The 17,271-nt window shown below is 47.9% G+C and carries 15 protein-coding genes, 2 pseudogenes and 1 riboswitch; of the genes and pseudogenes, 6 read left to right on the forward strand and 11 right to left on the reverse strand.

Going from position 1 to position 17,271, the window contains the following annotated elements; all coding sequences use genetic code 11:
• Nucleotides 1-3 precede the first annotated feature (3 nt).
• Nucleotides 4-873 (forward strand): peptide chain release factor N(5)-glutamine methyltransferase, encoded by an 870-nt coding sequence (gene prmC / locus ABF86_RS09820; RefSeq protein WP_240142297.1) that lies wholly within the window; start codon nucleotides 4-6, stop codon nucleotides 871-873.
• Between the two features lie 154 nt (nucleotides 874-1,027).
• The gene (gene grxD / locus ABF86_RS09825; RefSeq protein WP_011633918.1) at nucleotides 1,028-1,336 is read left to right on the forward strand and encodes a Grx4 family monothiol glutaredoxin; all 309 of its coding nucleotides are present in this window, start codon (nucleotides 1,028-1,030) and stop codon (nucleotides 1,334-1,336) included.
• 20 nt (nucleotides 1,337-1,356) lie between these two features.
• On the opposite strand, the gene ABF86_RS09830 is transcribed toward grxD, so the two are convergent.
• The gene (locus ABF86_RS09830; protein ID WP_011633919.1) at nucleotides 1,357-1,776 is read right to left on the reverse strand and encodes a YqaA family protein; all 420 of its coding nucleotides are present in this window, start codon (nucleotides 1,774-1,776) and stop codon (nucleotides 1,357-1,359) included.
• 449 nt (nucleotides 1,777-2,225) lie between these two features.
• Between ABF86_RS09830 and ABF86_RS09835 the strand changes: the two genes are divergently transcribed.
• From ABF86_RS09835 to ABF86_RS09845, 3 genes are all read left to right on the forward strand, one after another.
• Nucleotides 2,226-2,858: a glutathione S-transferase family protein gene (locus tag ABF86_RS09835; protein ID WP_011633920.1), complete on the forward strand. Its 633-nt coding sequence runs from the start codon at nucleotides 2,226-2,228 to the stop codon at nucleotides 2,856-2,858.
• A 271-nt stretch (nucleotides 2,859-3,129) separates the two neighbouring features.
• The gene (locus ABF86_RS09840; protein WP_011633921.1) at nucleotides 3,130-3,414 is read left to right on the forward strand and encodes an Lpp/OprI family alanine-zipper lipoprotein; all 285 of its coding nucleotides are present in this window, start codon (nucleotides 3,130-3,132) and stop codon (nucleotides 3,412-3,414) included.
• 564 nt (nucleotides 3,415-3,978) lie between these two features.
• Nucleotides 3,979-4,434 carry a hypothetical protein gene (locus ABF86_RS09845; RefSeq protein ID WP_160803574.1) on the forward strand — a complete coding sequence of 152 codons (456 nt, stop codon included), beginning with the start codon at nucleotides 3,979-3,981 and terminating at the stop codon, nucleotides 4,432-4,434.
• Nucleotides 4,435-4,518: 84 nt separating this feature from the next.
• Here ABF86_RS09845 and ABF86_RS09850 read toward each other — a convergent pair whose 3' ends face one another.
• The 10 genes and pseudogenes from ABF86_RS09850 to ABF86_RS09885 form a co-directional block, all read right to left on the reverse strand.
• Nucleotides 4,519-5,634: a phospholipase D-like domain-containing protein gene (locus ABF86_RS09850; protein WP_011633923.1), complete on the reverse strand. Its 1,116-nt coding sequence runs from the start codon at nucleotides 5,632-5,634 to the stop codon at nucleotides 4,519-4,521.
• A complete protein-coding gene (locus tag ABF86_RS09855) occupies nucleotides 5,619-6,977 on the reverse strand; it encodes a hypothetical protein (protein WP_011633924.1) in 1,359 nt (452 codons plus the stop codon). The genes ABF86_RS09850 and ABF86_RS09855 overlap by 16 nt, the downstream gene beginning before the upstream one ends.
• A 289-nt stretch (nucleotides 6,978-7,266) precedes the next feature.
• Nucleotides 7,267-7,432 (reverse strand): annotated as a pseudogene (locus ABF86_RS12890) (IS5/IS1182 family transposase); the annotation flags it as partial.
• Nucleotides 7,433-7,445: 13 nt separating this feature from the next.
• Nucleotides 7,446-7,544: pseudogene (locus tag ABF86_RS12895) on the reverse strand (IS5/IS1182 family transposase); the annotation flags it as partial.
• A 71-nt stretch (nucleotides 7,545-7,615) separates the two neighbouring features.
• Nucleotides 7,616-8,821 (reverse strand): J domain-containing protein, encoded by a 1,206-nt coding sequence (locus tag ABF86_RS09860; RefSeq protein WP_011633925.1) that lies wholly within the window; start codon nucleotides 8,819-8,821, stop codon nucleotides 7,616-7,618.
• 33 nt (nucleotides 8,822-8,854) lie between these two features.
• Nucleotides 8,855-9,052, reverse strand: a complete 198-nt coding sequence (locus tag ABF86_RS09865) for a hypothetical protein (protein ID WP_041353446.1) — start codon at nucleotides 9,050-9,052, stop codon at nucleotides 8,855-8,857.
• A 137-nt stretch (nucleotides 9,053-9,189) separates the two neighbouring features.
• The gene (locus ABF86_RS09870; RefSeq protein ID WP_011633926.1) at nucleotides 9,190-10,371 is read right to left on the reverse strand and encodes a pyridoxal phosphate-dependent aminotransferase; all 1,182 of its coding nucleotides are present in this window, start codon (nucleotides 10,369-10,371) and stop codon (nucleotides 9,190-9,192) included.
• Nucleotides 10,368-12,485: a 5-histidylcysteine sulfoxide synthase gene (ovoA, locus tag ABF86_RS09875; RefSeq protein WP_011633927.1), complete on the reverse strand. Its 2,118-nt coding sequence runs from the start codon at nucleotides 12,483-12,485 to the stop codon at nucleotides 10,368-10,370. The genes ABF86_RS09870 and ovoA overlap by 4 nt, the downstream gene beginning before the upstream one ends.
• 780 nt (nucleotides 12,486-13,265) lie before the next feature.
• Nucleotides 13,266-13,889 carry a PEP-CTERM sorting domain-containing protein gene (locus ABF86_RS09880; protein WP_011633928.1) on the reverse strand — a complete coding sequence of 208 codons (624 nt, stop codon included), beginning with the start codon at nucleotides 13,887-13,889 and terminating at the stop codon, nucleotides 13,266-13,268.
• A gap of 489 nt (nucleotides 13,890-14,378) precedes the next feature.
• Nucleotides 14,379-16,499 (reverse strand): S8 family serine peptidase, encoded by a 2,121-nt coding sequence (locus ABF86_RS09885; RefSeq protein WP_011633929.1) that lies wholly within the window; start codon nucleotides 16,497-16,499, stop codon nucleotides 14,379-14,381.
• Between the two features lie 83 nt (nucleotides 16,500-16,582).
• Nucleotides 16,583-16,663, reverse strand: a riboswitch (cyclic di-GMP riboswitch).
• 223 nt (nucleotides 16,664-16,886) lie between these two features.
• Here ABF86_RS09885 and apaG point away from each other — a divergent pair.
• Entirely contained in the window at nucleotides 16,887-17,270 is a 384-nt protein-coding gene (apaG, locus tag ABF86_RS09890; protein ID WP_011633930.1) for a Co2+/Mg2+ efflux protein ApaG, read from the forward strand.
• Nucleotide 17,271: the final 1 nt, after the last annotated feature.

Raw genomic sequence — 17,271 nt, forward strand, 5'->3', positions numbered from 1 at the left:
AATATGCTTTCCTCGGAACAGCAGCAAGGTATAAACACGCCCGCTACAATTAGTGAACTCTTGCAGAATGCAGCAAGTGTTGTAGATCGGGTTGATGCGCGTTGGCTATTGCAAAGTGTACTGAACGTGGATGCGGCTTTTCTGATTACACATGCAGAATTGTTACTCGGTATGGAGCAGATTGTACATTTCCAGCAATTGCTTGCGAGGCGCATGGCGGGGGAACCTGTTGCATATCTGACGGGTGAAAGAGGGTTTTACGATCTGGTTTTTGACGTGACGCCAGATGTTTTGATTCCTCGCCCCGAAACGGAACTACTGGTGGAAATGGCATTGTCTAAAATTCCGTCAGATCGGTGCTGTAACATTCTTGATTTGGGAACTGGAAGCGGTGCTATTGCCATTACAATCGCCAGACATCGTCCTGATGTTTATGTGACAGCAGTTGATCTTTCTCCTCTGGCACTGGCAGTGGCGCGCAGAAATGCTAAAAGATGTTCCGTAGAAAATGTGGTATTTATTGAAGCAGACTGGTTTTCGGGTTTTATCAGTGAAAAGTTTGATGTGATTGTGGCTAATCCGCCTTATGTAGTTGAGGGAGATCCGCATCTTGAAGCCGATGGCCTGCGTTTTGAACCCACTATCGCACTGGTGGCCCAGAATAACGGCCTGGATTGTATTCGTAGAATAGTTGATCAGGCTCCGGATTATCTGGAACATTCCGGATGGTTAATGCTTGAACATGGATACGACCAGGCTGATGTCTGCCGCAGATTGCTGGATAAAACCGGTTTTTCCCATATATTCACCAGATCAGATCTTGCTGGGATAGATAGGGTAACGGGGGGACAGTATGGATTGGTTCCGGCATAGAAGTTTATATCACCATCTGGAAATTATTCTGGATATAAAGATTCAAACAGGATGAGTAGTATTAACCAAGGTTTTGTATAAATTTGTTCCAGTTGAAGTGTTTGCTGTTCAGGAAACAAGTAGCTGCTTTATAAATTTAAAGAGGAAATTAAATATGGATATCGCTGATTCTATTGAGCAACAGGTATCAACGCACCCGGTGGTTTTATATATGAAAGGTACTCCACAGCAGCCACAATGCGGTTTTTCCGCTAATGCTGTACAAATATTGAGTGCTTGTGGCGTTGAGGATTTTTTCGCTGTAAATGTATTGGCTGATCCGGAAATACGACAGGGTATCAAGGATTATTCCAGCTGGCCCACCATCCCTCAGCTGTATGTCAACGGGGAGTTTGTTGGTGGATCGGATATCATGGCTGAGATGTTTCAGAATGGTGAACTGAAAAAACTGCTGGAAAAGTAAATTCGATTGCTTGTGAATTTCTAACTGATTGCTGCAGCGATTACCCAGTAGCGTGCAAATTTTCCGATAGCAATAAAAAATGCTGCGGAGGCCCAGTTGATCCGCAGCCATCCGGCAGCCACACATAATATGTCGCCGATGAGTGGCAACCAGGACAGGAATAGTATGGGTGCTCCACGGCGACGTGTCCATTCCAGCCCATGAACATGGCGGCCAAGCTTTTTTGACAAAGCCTGCTCATCGGGCAGAAAACGACCAATCACGTAAGAACTCAGTCCTCCTAATGTATTTCCCAGCGTGGCAACATTCAGCGCTGGCCAGAACAGATCCGGGTAGGCGATCAATACCCCGACAAGCACAGCCTCGGATCCTCCGGGTAATAACGTTGCGGCAAGAAAACTGCTGGTAAAAAGTGCTAACAAGCTGGCGCTTTCATCCATATAGACAGTAGTGTGGTTTCTTTGTAACAGATGGTTGATCTGAAGGCATTACAGTAAATATCTGCAAGCTACATACTTACTATTGCATCAGTTTACCATCGCGGTTGCCGTTATTCTTCACTGGTGACAAATACTGATGCTGTTAAAAACGTCCTTCAGCGCGGGGGAAGATAAGAATGCTTTAGATGTCGTCATTAGGTTAAGTGGCAGTTAATTTATTATGTTCTTAGCTGCTCTTCCATGCCACGTATTCTAGTTGCATAATTGTATATACTTGATAGTAAGAGTTGAGGGACTGCAAGCCGCCGATACCGGCCAGGGGAAAATGAAAAATTTTGACTTGATGAGATTAAATATTTACTGATAAGACATTCTCACGTGAGTAATAATGAACAGGATGCACACTTTTACCCTTGAAATTGCAGTGACTTCAATAACGGAGTTGATCTATGCTGATCTATGATGCTCATAGCCCTGCGCCACGCTGTCTGCGAATGTTTTTGTTGGAAAAGCGATTACAGTTACCGGCAGTAACAATTGATGTCATGACAGGAGAAAATCGTCAGTCAACGTATCTGGCTATTAATCCGACGGGCCAGACCCCGGCTTTGCGTTTGGATGACGGCAGTATGCTTACGGAGGCTGTTGCTATTGCAGAATACCTTGAAGAGCGCTACCCCTCACCCAGTTTGGTCGGAAACTCACCCGAGCAGCGTGCACAAACCCGTCAATGGTGGCGGCGAGTAGAGCTTAATATCACTGAATTCATACACAATGCCTACCATTATGCTGAAGGATTGGCTCGGTTTGAATCGCGCATTCCAGTCGTGCCTGAAGCAGCTGATGGAATGAAGCGCGTGGCGCAGGATCGTTTGAACTGGTTGGATGGTATGTTCGGAACAGGTCCATATCTATGTGGTGAACGCTTTACTGCGGCTGATATCTGGCTGTATGTGTGGCTGGACTTTGGTCAGTCGGTCAACCAGCCGTTTGATCGCAACCTGCCGAATATAAACCCGTGGTTCGAACGTATCGCGGCGCGGCCCAGTGCTGAGCTTAGTAAGGCATTATTGAAGACATAGAGCAGCACCTCTATGTGCTGTATTTTTCAGGTTTAGAGGATGCAGTGCAGGAAATGTGAAACCTGACCTGAATGGGTAGCTGGTCAAGTGCAAGCAAAATGTCGCCGCATATTGTAACTGCAAAACTGGTTGGAGTTTCGGCCCGTATTACATTTGATTTATTTTTGTAATGTAATACAAACCGAACTGGGTTGCTCGTTGTTTCTCCCGGAGCAGTGAGTAAAAATGTGTAGTAATGTGTGTTTGTTTTTTTATTAAGGAGACGAGTGGTATGGATAAGAAAAGAATGGTATCAATGCTGGTATTGGTAGGTGCTTGTGCAGGTTTGTCCGCTTGTGCGACGACAGGTGATGTTGATGCACTCAGATCCCGTGTGGATGCACTGGAATCCAATGTGTCTGCAGTACAGTCAGATGCAGCGGCTGCCAGGGCAACTGCTAACGATGCAGTAAATATTGCGAATCAGGCAATGGATAAGGCTAACGAAGCCAATGCACGCTCGATTGATACTGAGACAAAAATTGATCGCATGTTTAAACGTGCGATGCACAAATAAAGTAATTGTTTTGTAATTACCTCGGGTTTTGCTTGTTCATTTGTGATTTTGGCTCTTACGCTTATTCATTTGAAACAAAGTAAGGCCCGAGGTGATTCTGGTGTCTGTTTCGGTTAGCAGATTCTTGAAAATATTACAGTATTGCTGACGCTTGTAAGAATTCAGGAGTACTTCAGAGTTATCTATAGCTGGCAGTGATACCACTCGTGTCAAGGGTATCTATCTCACATTGTATTCGCCCAAAATATTCGGAAGCAGTTTGTGGCTACTTGAAAAACGAATGTTCAATATTAACAATATGCTTTACCACAGAAAGGTCAGGAAATGAGTGGGCGGGAACAATACGAGATGCACAAAGACCATATCCGATCAAATGGACTGGATAAGGTTATAAATTTTCAAGAAAACATCGACTACAAAGATAGCGCGTTTGATGCTGTCTCTGGGAAATAAAAAATCCCATTCCCGCCAAAAACTGATGATTTAGTTCGCTTGCACAAGTTAATCAGGCATAGAAGGCCCTTTACAGTCCTTGAATTTGGGCTTGGGTATTCAACTGTGATCATGGCGGATGCTTTGGAGAAAAATCAGAAAGAATGGGAAAATCGGCGTAAGAAACCTGATATACGGAACAGATTTATGTTTCAGTTATTTGTGGTGGATGCTTCCAGTGAATGGATTCAAAATGTAGAAGACCGGTTTCCAGCGCATTTGCTTTCACGTGTGCATTTCCAGCATAGCAATGTTGAAATAGGTACATTTAATGGCCAGCTCTGTCATTATTATAGGAATCTGCCTGACGTTATCGCTGAATTTATTTACCTTGATGGGCCATCCCCCAAAGATGTACAAGGAAGTATTAATGGCTTGAGCTTCAATTGCGACGAACGAACAGTGATATCTGGTGACCTGCTGCTAATGGAATCAACTTTTCTTCCCGGTACACATTCATTCTTGTTGATGGGAGAATCAATAACACACGGTTTCTCCAGAGAAATTTTACAAGAAACTATGATGTGAAGTATGACAAAGAGGGGGATATCACTACGTTTGAATTATTGGAAGAAAGGCTGGGCAGATACAACTTATTAGGATTGGATTTTTTTAATAGCCTGCTGGATCTGATGTTGGCCTGATATATTCACTTTTTAACCTGTCCCAGCAGCGTGCAAAGGACTCAAAAATAGCAGGATTGCTGGAAATGGCAGCAATCTCATGATTCAACCAGAACGATGGCTTGGTCCAATTAAAGCTCCCGAAGATTGACCAGGCACAATTGCCATCCTCAACCAGTACAAATTTGAGGTGCATGGGCAGGGAGTCGGAATGCCGGATGCGTTTAAAACGGACTCCGGCGCTGGTTAATTGCTGCTCCACCTGTGGAGTGACGCGCCTGAGCGTCGATTCTGCCAATATTTCCAGGTCAACGCCCTGCCTTGCCAGCTTGGTCATAATATCAACTGCGCGACCCATCCTTATATGCGAAGCCGCAACCCGAACACGGCCGCTGTTAACATTATGCAGGAATCGCACGATAGGATGAGTATCGACCCGGGGCCAGAAATAGATATCGGTGTCTGCGCTGTGGATACTACTGCTTATGCTCTTGGTAAAACGATAGAAAAGCCCTGGTGGTGACTGGTGTAGCTGTCGTGCATGCTCGGTCAGTTTCTCGACCAGTGTTGGATCCCTAAATCCAACTAAAACGTTATAACCACGATCCTGATCACCGATTTCTAGAATGATATTGGGATCGTCTTCCGAACCGTTTCCGGACGGATTGAATGAACCGATAAAGGCAACCGGTTCAGGGTGTGAAAAACAGTATAGTTTCTCATGCAGCTGGGGTTTCCATGGTTTTGTCGCAGGCGATGGCAACCCGGGGATGGTAATAACGCGTAGTGCATTGCCTATTCCATCTGGCCCTGAGAGCAGGGTAATTACTTCGTCGTTAGCATAGGGAATACGCGGCCTGCCTTCCAGGCTTAGTGTGACACGGACACCACGTTGATGCGCCCGAATGAGTGCTTTCGCCAGACAGATATCACGGAAATAATACGTCACCCAATCAATGGTTCCCCCAGCAGGGACGGCAGCAATTCGGGCTTCCAGCAAATTGCGCAGCTGGCCAACAGGCTGGTTTGGGCCACCAAAATGGACTTCAGGAGAAGAAATTGCTCTGGCTTGTGGTGCCAGAGCTTTGTTCAATGAAATCCACATAACGCTTTAATCTGACCCCATACTGAGTGGGATTCCTTTTGTTTATCTGTTTCGCCAGCTTCTTCTGTTTTCATCCGCCTGGCCTGCTCTTCCAGCAGAGCGACGTAACGCGGCAAAACATCGGCGCCCCCAACGTGCAGCATTTCATTAATGAAGCGCTGGCGATGTGCCTCGATATAAAAATTGTCACAGCCAGTGGTTAAGAATCTATCAATCAGTTTGTATACATCATCGCGGCATTTCAGTTCCGTTTCGGGCATGAAATGCGCGAGCGCAGATCGGCCGGCATGCAAATAATCAGCAGCCAGTACGGGTTTTTTGGCTTTGACCGCTTCAAATACCACTGAAGTGGCCAGGTCGATAATGACATTTGCCCAATTCATCAAGGAAATGGAATGAACACTGTCTTTCGCTATGCTGACGTTTGGAAGGTGGCGCAGGGAGGTGCTACCAGTCAGTGGTTGTCTCCAGCCGCCGCGTGTGTGCGGTTTGATTACCAGTTCTACCCCGGGGAATGCAGCAATCATATTCACAATGATATTAACCTCTTCCCAGAATGTGGTGAATTCACGCTTTCTCAAGAACATGACGATTCTAAGCCGGGTATCTGAGTTGGTACTTAGCTGGTGGGGAGGTGACAGCTTGGCCAGTTTATTCAGCCATTCGTCACAATAGCGCGGTGAACCCAGCACGGCGATTGCCTGATTGTTCAGAAATGGTCGGAAACGGATCGCACATAACTCATTCGGAACCACGAGTTTGTCAAATATTTTTGCATCCGCATACAGGGTATTCGGTTGTATAGCTCGTTCATGATAGCGTATCAGCTGGTTGGCATGAGGGCTGTCGCCATGTGGTAGCGATACCGCACCGAGCCCCTTTGTTTTCGCCATTGTAACAATGGTTTCGATCCACTCGATGGGGATGGGCGAGACGCTAGTGACCCAATCAAACACAATCACACCTTCATCGGTATCAGTAAAAGTGCGTTTCAATAGCTGTTTAGCCGTACTTTGCCAGATCGGATCGCGCTTTCGGGCATCATATTTCCTGGCCAGCACTTCTGCGAGTTTACCAATCAGGAAGATACGTCTTACGCCTCTGATCAGCAAGAATGTCTGTAGACGCCATTGCAAAAACTCCAACGGGGAGAGTAGTTCCCGGATATGCGCTATGCGAACATGGTCGAGGCTACCTAAATATTTAATGCGGTAATCATTCAGGAATTTTTCATGTCCCAGCAGAACCACATCTCCATGATGACCTGATTCAGACCATTTTGAAACAACTGGAGTAATATGATCTATATCGTTGTAGTGACGAAGAAAAAATAGGGCTTTCATAATGAATTATTGCTGAACGCTGGCGGGCGTAAGCAAGTAAAATTTCGTCATTGGTAAATTTATAATCAGAGCAGAGACTGATGTTTAGTCCCACTTTGTGTGGTGGTATGGATTAATGGTTACCTTGAAAACCCCTGTTTTTGAAAATATATTGCTCGTAAAATCAATGTGTTACATACAAATCTTTTCGGAATTTATAGGTTTTTCGAGGTGCCCTAATGATAAATTGCTCTGGTTCATTTTGCCAGCATTTAATGATGTGTTCATAAGATGTGAATCCTAGCAGGACTAAATAGCTACGTTTGGCGATTTGTATTGTCACAAATACTCCCGGGATTTCGCACACTCACCTGGGTGGAAGGTTTACCCACATAGACGCTGTCGCACAGCAAATTTTGTACCTACTGCTGCTCCTGTTTGCAACGACGCAGCGCCAGCAAAGCCCCCGGCCTATCAACTCAGCCGTACTATACGTCTGGGACAGGTCTTCTTGCACGCACTCTCCGGCAACGACTTGCTAATTGCAAATCGTTCAGGATCAATATCGCTCGGATAACTTTTTCTCATGCCCTAAGCTCCTCACATTTCCAGAGACTTTCAACGGTTTCTTAGCCGTTGAGGTTTACCTGGATTGATATTCAGCGCTTGCGGCGACGAGAGGGTGATGATGGCTGTTTAGAAAAACTGTCCAGAAAATCATCCAGCATCTGCAACTCATCAAACTCGTCGGGCTCGTTATCCACCTGATAATGCTTGATAAAAGCAGCAAGCTGTTTGCCATCCTGAAACGCAACCAGATCAATATCAACCTGCCGCAAATTCATCTCCAAACGTGCAACTTCAGCATCTACCGCTTTATCCACACGATCCGGCTTAAGTTTTGGGGTCAACGGTACCAGCGCCCGATAAGGAGCCAATAACGATGCCAGTTCCGCCTTGAGCTTCGCCTGTTGTTCACGTAACACCTGGATATAATGGTCAATCTGTTCAACCGGCAAGTTGGTAAGATAGTCGGTATCAATTTGTTCAATTTCAAGTTGAATATTCAATAGTTCAAGCAAATCGCCTTTATCATAAGCTTGATTGACGCGCTGCATCAGGACGGTTTTTTCATCTGCTGTCAGATTGGCGCTTGTGCGATCAGGATGCAGGCTGCTGGCCAGTTTACGATAGACTTCACGCACTGACTGGATGATCTCTTTTTTTGCCGCAGCACGCTTCTCTTCGGCGGCTGTCTGTTTGGCTGATTTTCGCCGGTGCGAGCTTTGTTTAGCTTCACTTCTGGTTTCTTCCTCCTGCTGTTTGCGCATGGCTTTTGCAAGCATTTCTTCCATGCTGCCATCCGTATCGTCATCATCCAGGTGCACACCAAACAGATTTTCAACTATATTTTGCGAGAATGCCTTATCAAGCTCAGTCTGTTCATCATAAGTGAGATCACTGTATCTATCGTACAGTGCCACAATGTCTTCATCGCGCTGTTCGAGCAATAATTCATGCGCCAGATCAAGCATGATGTCGCGCAACTTGGCACGCTGCTGTCTGCCGCGAACTACATCACGCTGATGAAATTGCGTATCAAACAGATGCAACATGGCGATACGTTTTTCACGCAACTGTGCAAGCAGGGGCATCAATTCACTACCTATGCGCTGATTGTAACGCCCGCCGTAAATGTGCCACTCTGCAACCTGGGTACGTTGCTCGTCAATTTGCTGGATCAAGCGCTGGAAAGCGGCTTGCTGTTTAGTTTGCGGTTTTGTGTGCACCACAACATCGGTAACAGTGAGTTCGTTGCTATTGACAGGATCGAGTAATGATTCCTGACGAGGGATACAGGGCATAGTAAAAATTCCAGAATATGGAAGTCCAAAAATTCATTCAACGCCATTTCCAACAAAATTTCCAGTTTTTTTCAGCATTAGCAAGGTGGTGAAAAGCATTGGTGACGTTGCGAATACCTCGGCATGAAGCAATCCAGTAGTTAAGAGGATGAAGGCACTGGATTGCTTCGCACCAATGTGCTCGCAAAGATGGTGTTTTTTGTGCTCTTCTCCAAATACAAGTGCCACCATACTCCACCCTGTGTTTGCAAGGTGGCTGCAGGCTGACGTGACAATCCAGCACTATTATCTCTGCACTGCAAGATTATTGCCTCGTACTGCTACGTTAGTAAAAACAGGATAAAGCAAATAATATCGCCACACACCATTCAAAAGGAGTTGTTTTTTGTACGTTCAAGTGCGCTGCGGATGCTATTCAGTGCCTGCCTGATCCGGTGGCGGGGAGCTCCAATATTCATGCGCATGAAGCCGCTGCCTTCCCTGCCATAGGAAATACCAGCGTTTAGCCCGATTCCAGCTTCAAATATGAAAAAGTGCTTGAGTTCATCATCAGTCATACCCAGCTCGCGACAATCAAGCCACAACAGGTAGGTTCCCTGTGAAGGAATCAGCCGGATTTGTGGCAAATACTCAGCCAGATAGTGCTGAACCATCTCACGCGAAGATTCCAGATAGGCCATCAGTGCATCCAGCCATTCACCGCCTGCACGATAAGCTGCTTCAAACGCCACTATGCTGAACGGATTGGCGGCACTGATATGCATTATCTCCAGTTGATCGCGAATGGCTGCCCGGTGTTGCGGATCAGGAATAATCAGTGCAGACAAATTGAGCCCCGGAATATTGAACGTTTTACTAGGTGCTACCGCAGTGATAATTGCTTCCGATGAATCTGCCAGGTCAGCCAATATGTGATGCTTGTTACCCGGATAAATCAGATCCGCATGGATTTCATCCGAGACAACAATCAGGTTATATTGCCTGCTAATGTCCAGCAGCTTTTCCAGTTCCGATCTGCTCCACACCCGGCCAACCGGATTATGCGGGGAACAAAATAACAGCATGCGCGCAGAAGCCGCCTGCCGGGCCAGATCAGCAAAATCCATACCGTAGCTCCCCTGTGCCTGTTGCAAGGCATTGTTCAGCAGCTTTCTGCCGGTTCTTTTGACCACCGAGAAAAACGGGTAATACACCGGCGGCTGAACTATGACAGCTTCACCCGGTTTACTCAACGCAAGAACAGATGCACTCAGCGAGGGTACTACACCCGGACAGAAAACGATCCATTCGCGTGCTATCTGCCAGCCATGACGTGATTTCAGCCAATAGATTAGTGATTCATACAGACTGTCAGGAAATTGTGTGTAGCCATAAACAGGGTGAGTGGCGCGCTTGACCAGCGCTTCGGTGACGGCAGGCGGAGCGGCAAAATCCATATCGGCCACCCACAGCGGTATGACATCCGGGCGATTGAACGTTATCTCACGGCCATCATATTTGGTGCTGAATGTCCCGTCCCGGCCGATTTCACGATCAAAATCGTAACTCAAGTGAGTTTCTCCCAGAGAGTCACTTCTGACAACGTATGTTGGAATTTACGTCGTGTTTCACGAATGACAAATGGTACCTGTTGCGGTTCTCCAAGCAAACGGAAATGGCTGCCGAGCATTTCTTTCAGTCCATCCAGCGTGGTGAAATTTTCACCATCGCGCTTGAAACCGCCCACCCAGTGCTCCCGTTTGGTGTGTTCCTCCAGCCAGGTATAAGGTGAGGCCAGCAACAACAACCCGCCCTGATTCAGCCGTTCATGCACCATGGTCAGGAATTTGGCAGGTTCATACAAACGATCAATTAGGTTGGCTGCCATAATCAGATCATAGCCAGTCAATATCGGCTTGAGATTACAGGCATCCCCCTGGAAGAACTCAACCTTGTGCCTGAGCTCTTTCAGGCCGAGCCCGGCAAGGGTGCATTCCCGGTAAGAAACCAGCTCCCCTTCATCTGTCAGGGTATAACGCAGGATGCCACGCCCCGCCAGCATCACACCCTGATTAATAAAGCGTGCAGAAAAATCAACGCCGGTGACATGATCAAAATGGTGCGCCAGCTCGAATGTTGCCCGGCCGGAAGCACACCCCAGATCAAGCGCTTTATGCGCGGGGCGATTTCCCATTGCAGCAATGGCCAGTTTTGCCAATGCCGTCGGGAAATTGGGCACATCAAAATAAGTATTGCCATAGTGAAATTCTGCATACTCCGACAGCAGCTTGTCCGTTTCGTAATGTGAGCTGTGGTGCACAGCAGATGCAGCAGAAATCACATAGCGAAAGCCGGCATGCTGAAAAAAATGTCTGCGGAACGCATAGCGTGATGTGCGAATGGATTCATTTCCGCATGCAATCCATGACCCCCCCTTGATGAGATTATGCTGATCATCAAAAGTGGGTGTGGTGAAATCATCGTACAGTGGGTGGACTTCAAAGCCGGGAAATGGATGCATAGGCGTTTCTGTCCATTGCCAGACATTGCCGATCACATCAAAAAATTCACCGTGCTGGAATTTATCCACCGGGCAGCTGGAGGCATAGTAATCAAGATGGATATTGCCTTGTGCTCGTTCAGTACGGGGTACTTCGCTCAATCCAGCAACATCATATAAACGATACCATTCATCTTCAGTGGGTAAACGCACCGGCTGCCCAGTTGTTTTCGCTTTCCAGTTACAGAATGCCTTGGCTTCATGGTAATTGACCTCTACCGGCCAGTTCCACGGCATCGGTACCTCTTCCGTCATCAGGCGCAATAACCATTGATCCCCCTGCTGCACCCAGAACGTTGGATGAATCGCAGCGCTAAATTTTCGCCATGCCAGCCCTTCCTCTTCCCAGTGATCATCTGTTTTGTAGCCTTGTGCTTCGATAAAACCGAGAAATTCCTGGTTGCTGACCAGATAGCGGCTAGCCTGGAAATCAGGCAGCTCCGCCTCATGGTGGCCATATTCATTATCCCACCCATAAACAAGATCGGTTTTGTTCTTGCCCAGCACCACTTTCCCGGCCGGAACCGTAACCATCCCGTTTTCTGGCGCACTGCCGCTCTCGTGGCAAGGCTGCCAGGCAGAATGAGGCTGCACATAATCAAGTTTGTGCTGGCGGATCAGTACAGAAGACGTTTCCAGGTGAATACGCTCATGCTCCACCCCCATCACAATCGCCCACCACGGGCTTTCCCATGTAATTGGTAGTGTTAGTGATAATGAGCTGATGAGGGCATCTATCTTCTGACGCATGGTACGGCGATAGGTCATCACCTCCTCAACAGTTGGCCAGTCATAATGCGTGGCATCCAGATCATCCCAGCTCATCTCATCCACGCCCACGGCAAAGATGGATTCCAGCCTTGGGTTGATACGCTCCGTCAGCACGCCAGCCAAAACCAGCTTGTTGATAAAGAAAGTGGCGGTATGGCCCAGATAAAAAATCAGGGGATGGCGCAGAGAAATTGGTTTGATGTAATAGGCTGCATCACTGCGCAGAGTTTCGAACAACTGCTCATACCGATCCAGCGTCGTATGAAAATAGGCGCGCACTTCTTCGCGCTTGGCTTCGACATCATCGCCGTCCAGCACGGGTGTTCTTTGAAACAGATCAGGTTTAACAGACATAAGCTATTCAGGACAATGCTCCATCCTTCTTTAGAAATAGCAGATTATAACGCCACTTGTATAACGATCGTCGTGAAAGCAAGCTACTGAACAGGATCAGGCAGCAACAACTACTCCCCGTGCGGTAATGAAGTAATAAAGTCGAGACCAGTAAGAATGGAATGAAAATACCGGGGTAGAAACCAAACCAAGTAAACATGAAATTAGAAGTTGTTATCGCCGGCATTTTTCCGGCCATGAAAAAGTTTGTTCCACAATCCAGCACCTGGGAATGACCGCGAAAGTGTGCGGTTCACTTCTCCTGGCGTCAATGCAGTAATAGCGCCTTTGCGGTCGGTAACCCGCGGTTGTTACAGCAATGGCGTGAGGCAGTCCCAAGGTGTCAGCAGCATATGTCGTTTGATTCCAGACACTTTCTTACCTGCATCTCAGTTCTTTTCCCCGGCGGTATCCGTGTTTTTTATACTCTGGGTATCAACAATCATATGCTTGGGCATGCCTTGCGGCCAGCTTGGATACAGGCCTCTGATACCTGATTTTTTAATGCGCACTCTAACGCACTTACATCATCGACATCAGGGTTTTTCCATTTGGAGAAATACGCGTAAACTGTTTCTCATTTCAGGTGGTCACTGGATGTCCGTCTGCAGTCTCCTCGCAAAGATGAGGGAGTGGGATAAGAAGGTGTGGAGGAAGAGTTTGGGTGAGCGCACAAAAAAAGCGCCGGTTACCCGGCGCTTGAGTTTTATTTTATGAATAGATATTTGTTTTTGTAATGATTCAAGCCTGTTTACGACGGCGATTCAGACCAAGCCCCAAAAGTCCGGCACCAAACAACAACAGGCTGACGGGTTCGGGTATTTCACTGCTGCCGCCACCATTTTGCAGATCACGAACCAGGATGTCGAAATTGGAAAGGCCTGGAAATTGATTACCATTATTTACAAAGTTGATCTGGAAAGTGCCAGCGTTAGTGGCATTAATTGTTCTGTCATCAAAGAAGTAAAAAGCATTGTTATGCCCACCGTGCATATGAATCAGAAAATCCATCGTAAACGGAATAGACGGCGCGGTATTCAGGTCATTATCCGTGACCATCAGTTTCCATATGTCGGGGGTGGGTTGACCATTCTGGCCGTTATCTGCGGAAAGCGTGAAGGTTAAACCTTCATAAACAGCAGATACGGAATTAGTGGTGCCTGTGTTATCTCTTACCAGAAAATCCCATGAACTCCCAAAGTTCCAGCCCGAATTGGAGGCATTTGCGAAACTTTCAATTGAACTGGGGCTCTGGTCACTAGGATTAGCCGTGGGGCCAAAGAAACCATTTGATGCAACGCCATTAAATGTTACATCCGCGTTGGATAAAGCTGCATTCGCAGTACCAACGATCATCGTCAGCATGGCGCAGGCGACGCCTGCCTTAAGCGTAGCTGTCAGACGAGTCGCCTGTTTCTTCCGGGGGGGGCGATATGTTCGCCGTAAAAAGTTTTATCCAGTTTTGTCATTTTAATTTTCCTCCTGAAATCTTATTATTGATTAATGAAATTCTATTTATATATTAAGCACAAAACATGCCATATTGCTAATTGATTGAAATATAATGAATATTTGCAGGTGATCCTCGTCAGCAGGATATTTATGTAAAATTTTCCGACAAAAAACGCCCTGCGGGAGCAGGGCGCTGAATGCTGGGAATCAAAGGTAAGAAAATGATCAGGATATTTTTACAGATCCTGGTATTACGAGACTCTCCAGGCCGTGGCGATTACCAACGCCGCTGGATTACTGCCTGCTTCTCTGCGCTCGCAGTCACAAAGACGATAGTAGCGGCGCCGGATTGCCTTAATCCTGCAGATTGTGTCAGGACAGGATCAAGGTTATACAGCCTCCCTAATTTCTGACGCTGACAGTTTGGCTGACAAATTCACCATCCACGTTACCGGCTTCCACGGTAACGGTAAGCGTGCTGCCGCGCGGGGCGCTATCCCATGTATTCCAGCGGTAATTCAACGAGTTGCCGTCAATAGTGGTAAGGATGTTGCCATTCACTTTCAGGTTGATTTTGCGGGTGTTGTTGTCGGCTTTCACTTTGACGTTCTCAAAAAGGCTGACTTTCTGTCCATCCTTGAGATTGAACTGGTTAATTTTGGGTAAAGGCGCTTTCTGTGGATTGTTGTCGGAATTTTTTACACTGACCACCACCGGTGAGGAAGTGCCCAGATTACCGGCAGCATCAAACGCATACGTCACCAGGGTATAGCTGCCATCGGCCAGCGTGGTGGTATTCCAGGTAAAACGGTTGCCCGGTTCGGTGTCTTCCATCGCCTGCTTACCGTTAATGTGCAGTTCTGTACGCGCCACGCCGATGTTGTCGGAAAAATTTACACTTACGGATACGTTACCGGAGACTGTGCCACCAGTGGGAGAGGTGATGCTGATGGTCGGCGGTGTGGTATCTGCCGCCGTATTTTTTACGGTGATTTTAACCGGGGCAGAGGTACCCTGGTTACCGGCAGTATCAAACGCATACGCTACCAGGGTGTAGCTGCCGTCCGCCAGTGTGCTGGTATCCCAGGCGAAGGCGAAAGGCGGCTGGGTATCTTCGATCGCTTTTCTGCCGTTGACGTACAGCTCTACACGCACCACGCCCTTGTTGTCGGAATAATTGACATCCACCAACACATCTCCCAACACTGTGCCACCAGTGGGGGAGGTGATGCTGATAACCGGCGCAATGTTATCCACGTTAAATTGTGCATGAGCAGCATTCACCGCACCGGCAGCATTAATACGCCCGTGGCCGTAGTAGGCATCATGGCCGGGATCGCCGAGATCGAGAGAGGTGTTTTTGAGTATCTGATCGACATCTGCCGGGGCCAGATCCGGATTGGCAGAGAACATCAGTGCAGCGGTGGCGGCGACAATCGGGCTGGAGAAGGACGTGCCGGAAACGGAGCCGTACCCGCCGCCGCGCGTAGTGGTGTAAATACTTGCTCCCGGTGCAGCAACATCCACTGCGGGGCCGTAGCTGGACCAGCTGGCGCGTGTATCGTTACTGCCTGTTGCTGAGGCAACGATCAGCGCATCACTGGGGGCATAACTGATATATCCGCTGGAATTGCCTGCGGCGACGACCACCACTCCTCCCTTGCTACGCATATAGTTGGCAGCGGATTGCACGGTCAAGCTACCGGCTGCGCCTTCATAGCTGATGTTGGCAACACGCGCGCCGTGATCAGCCGCCCAGCGAATGCCATCTGCCATGGCGCTGAAATAGGCGTAAGCGTTGGGATTGGCAATGCGTATTGGCATGATGCGTGCATTCCAGGCTACCCCGGCGCTGCCAATACCGTTATTGGCCGCTGCTGCCGCTGAACCGGCCACTTTGGTGCCGTGGCCATGTACATCGCTGGCATCGTCGTTACCATTGTAAATATTCCAGCCGGGAACCATGTTGGCGGCCAGATCAGGATGGTTACTGTCCACCCCGGTATCAAGAACAGCAATGGTTACGCCATCGCCAGTAGCAATATCCCAGGCGACAGGTGCCTGGATTTTGGGTAGCGCCCAACTGCTGTTGAATGCGGGATCAGAAACCATTTGCGCTGGGCCAACCAGTTGATCCAGCTCAACCGCCTTGAAACGGCGATCTTTTTTGAGCTTGTTCATGACCTTGATTTCATCCACGCCATCGGGCAATTCGTAAATATGCGCACTTAGCCTGCTGAGTTTACGTTTGGATTTGACGCCATGCGGTCTGATGGCCTTATCAAACTCTTTTGCGGTCAACCCGGCACGCGGAATGAGCAGCAGACGACCTTTTTTCCAATGGGAGGGAGAAGCGGCGGTTTTACTGGTTGATTCAGATCTGGCAGCTTCCCGGATATCCTTGCCTGGATTGGCATGGCTATTGCTGGAGAAGATGATCAGGAGAAACAGAAGAATTGAAAAACTGAAGCAATGATATAAGTGATCTGAAAATGGCGAATGAATTGATCTTGCATTTGACATGCGCGGCTCCTTGGAAAGATAGGTTATAACGAAGCCGACCCGCAGTACGCATACCTGTATGAAGAAAGGGAGTGGATGCGAACTTCGGCAGTCCCGCTTTCCTGATGCAATCAGGATCGGAAACTTTGCGCCCCTGCCTCACGACAGGTTGGCCTTTGTCGGTTCTACATGATGCAAGACTGGATAACGACAGTTTCAGCGCTACTCTTTATACACATTGTGCTTGGCCAGTGTTGCACTGTGCTGGATTGCTTTGCACTGCTGTGCTCGCAAAGAGCGGGGTGGAGTATACCCATATCAATAAATGCATACCCTGCGAATTATAATTTTGGTGGTTTCGTACCAGGTTGCTTGCCGTTGCCCGCAAAATAGTGTGGAATATGCCGCATGAAAAACGACCAAAAATACGACATCAAGGTGCAAGTGCGTACCACTTATCTGCAGGATCAATCCGATCCCGCGCAGGAGCAGTATGTGTTTGCTTATACGATTACGATCAATAATATCGGCAGCGTGGCTTCGCAGCTGGTGAGCCGTCACTGGATCATCACTGGTGGCGATGGGGAGACACGGGAGGTGCGCGGATTGGGCGTGGTGGGAGAGCAGCCGCTACTTAAACCCGGCGAAAGTTTTGAATACACCAGCGGCACTGCGATTTCCTCAATAGCGGGTTCCATGAAAGGTTCTTATCAGATGGTGGCCGAGGATGGTTTTCATTTTTCGGTGGAAATTCCTGAGTTCATTCTGAGTGTGCCGCGCGTGCTGCACTGAT

The organism is Nitrosomonas sp. GH22 (assembly GCF_009833115.1).
GTDB lineage: Bacteria > Pseudomonadota > Gammaproteobacteria > Burkholderiales > Nitrosomonadaceae > Nitrosomonas > Nitrosomonas eutropha.

Bases quoted from the DNA above. Each gene is read 5' to 3' on its own strand.
- prmC (WP_240142297.1), top strand. From the start codon at position 4: ATGCTTTCCTCGGAACAGCAGCAAGGTATAAACACGCCCGCTACAATT.
- grxD (WP_011633918.1), top strand. From the start codon at position 1,028: ATGGATATCGCTGATTCTATTGAGCAACAGGTATCAACGCACCCGGTG.
- ABF86_RS09830 (WP_011633919.1), bottom strand. From the start codon at position 1,776: ATGGATGAAAGCGCCAGCTTGTTAGCACTTTTTACCAGCAGTTTTCTT.
- ABF86_RS09835 (WP_011633920.1), top strand. From the start codon at position 2,226: ATGCTGATCTATGATGCTCATAGCCCTGCGCCACGCTGTCTGCGAATG.
- ABF86_RS09840 (WP_011633921.1), top strand. From the start codon at position 3,130: ATGGATAAGAAAAGAATGGTATCAATGCTGGTATTGGTAGGTGCTTGT.
- ABF86_RS09845 (WP_160803574.1), top strand. From the start codon at position 3,979: ATGGCGGATGCTTTGGAGAAAAATCAGAAAGAATGGGAAAATCGGCGT.
- ABF86_RS09850 (WP_011633923.1), bottom strand. From the start codon at position 5,634: ATGTGGATTTCATTGAACAAAGCTCTGGCACCACAAGCCAGAGCAATT.
- ABF86_RS09855 (WP_011633924.1), bottom strand. From the start codon at position 6,977: ATGAAAGCCCTATTTTTTCTTCGTCACTACAACGATATAGATCATATT.
- ABF86_RS09860 (WP_011633925.1), bottom strand. From the start codon at position 8,821: ATGCCCTGTATCCCTCGTCAGGAATCATTACTCGATCCTGTCAATAGC.
- ABF86_RS09865 (WP_041353446.1), bottom strand. From the start codon at position 9,052: ATGGTGGCACTTGTATTTGGAGAAGAGCACAAAAAACACCATCTTTGC.
- ovoA (WP_011633927.1), bottom strand. From the start codon at position 12,485: ATGTCTGTTAAACCTGATCTGTTTCAAAGAACACCCGTGCTGGACGGC.
- ABF86_RS09880 (WP_011633928.1), bottom strand. From the start codon at position 13,889: ATGCTGACGATGATCGTTGGTACTGCGAATGCAGCTTTATCCAACGCG.
- ABF86_RS09885 (WP_011633929.1), bottom strand. From the start codon at position 16,499: ATGTCAAATGCAAGATCAATTCATTCGCCATTTTCAGATCACTTATAT.
- apaG (WP_011633930.1), top strand. From the start codon at position 16,887: ATGAAAAACGACCAAAAATACGACATCAAGGTGCAAGTGCGTACCACT.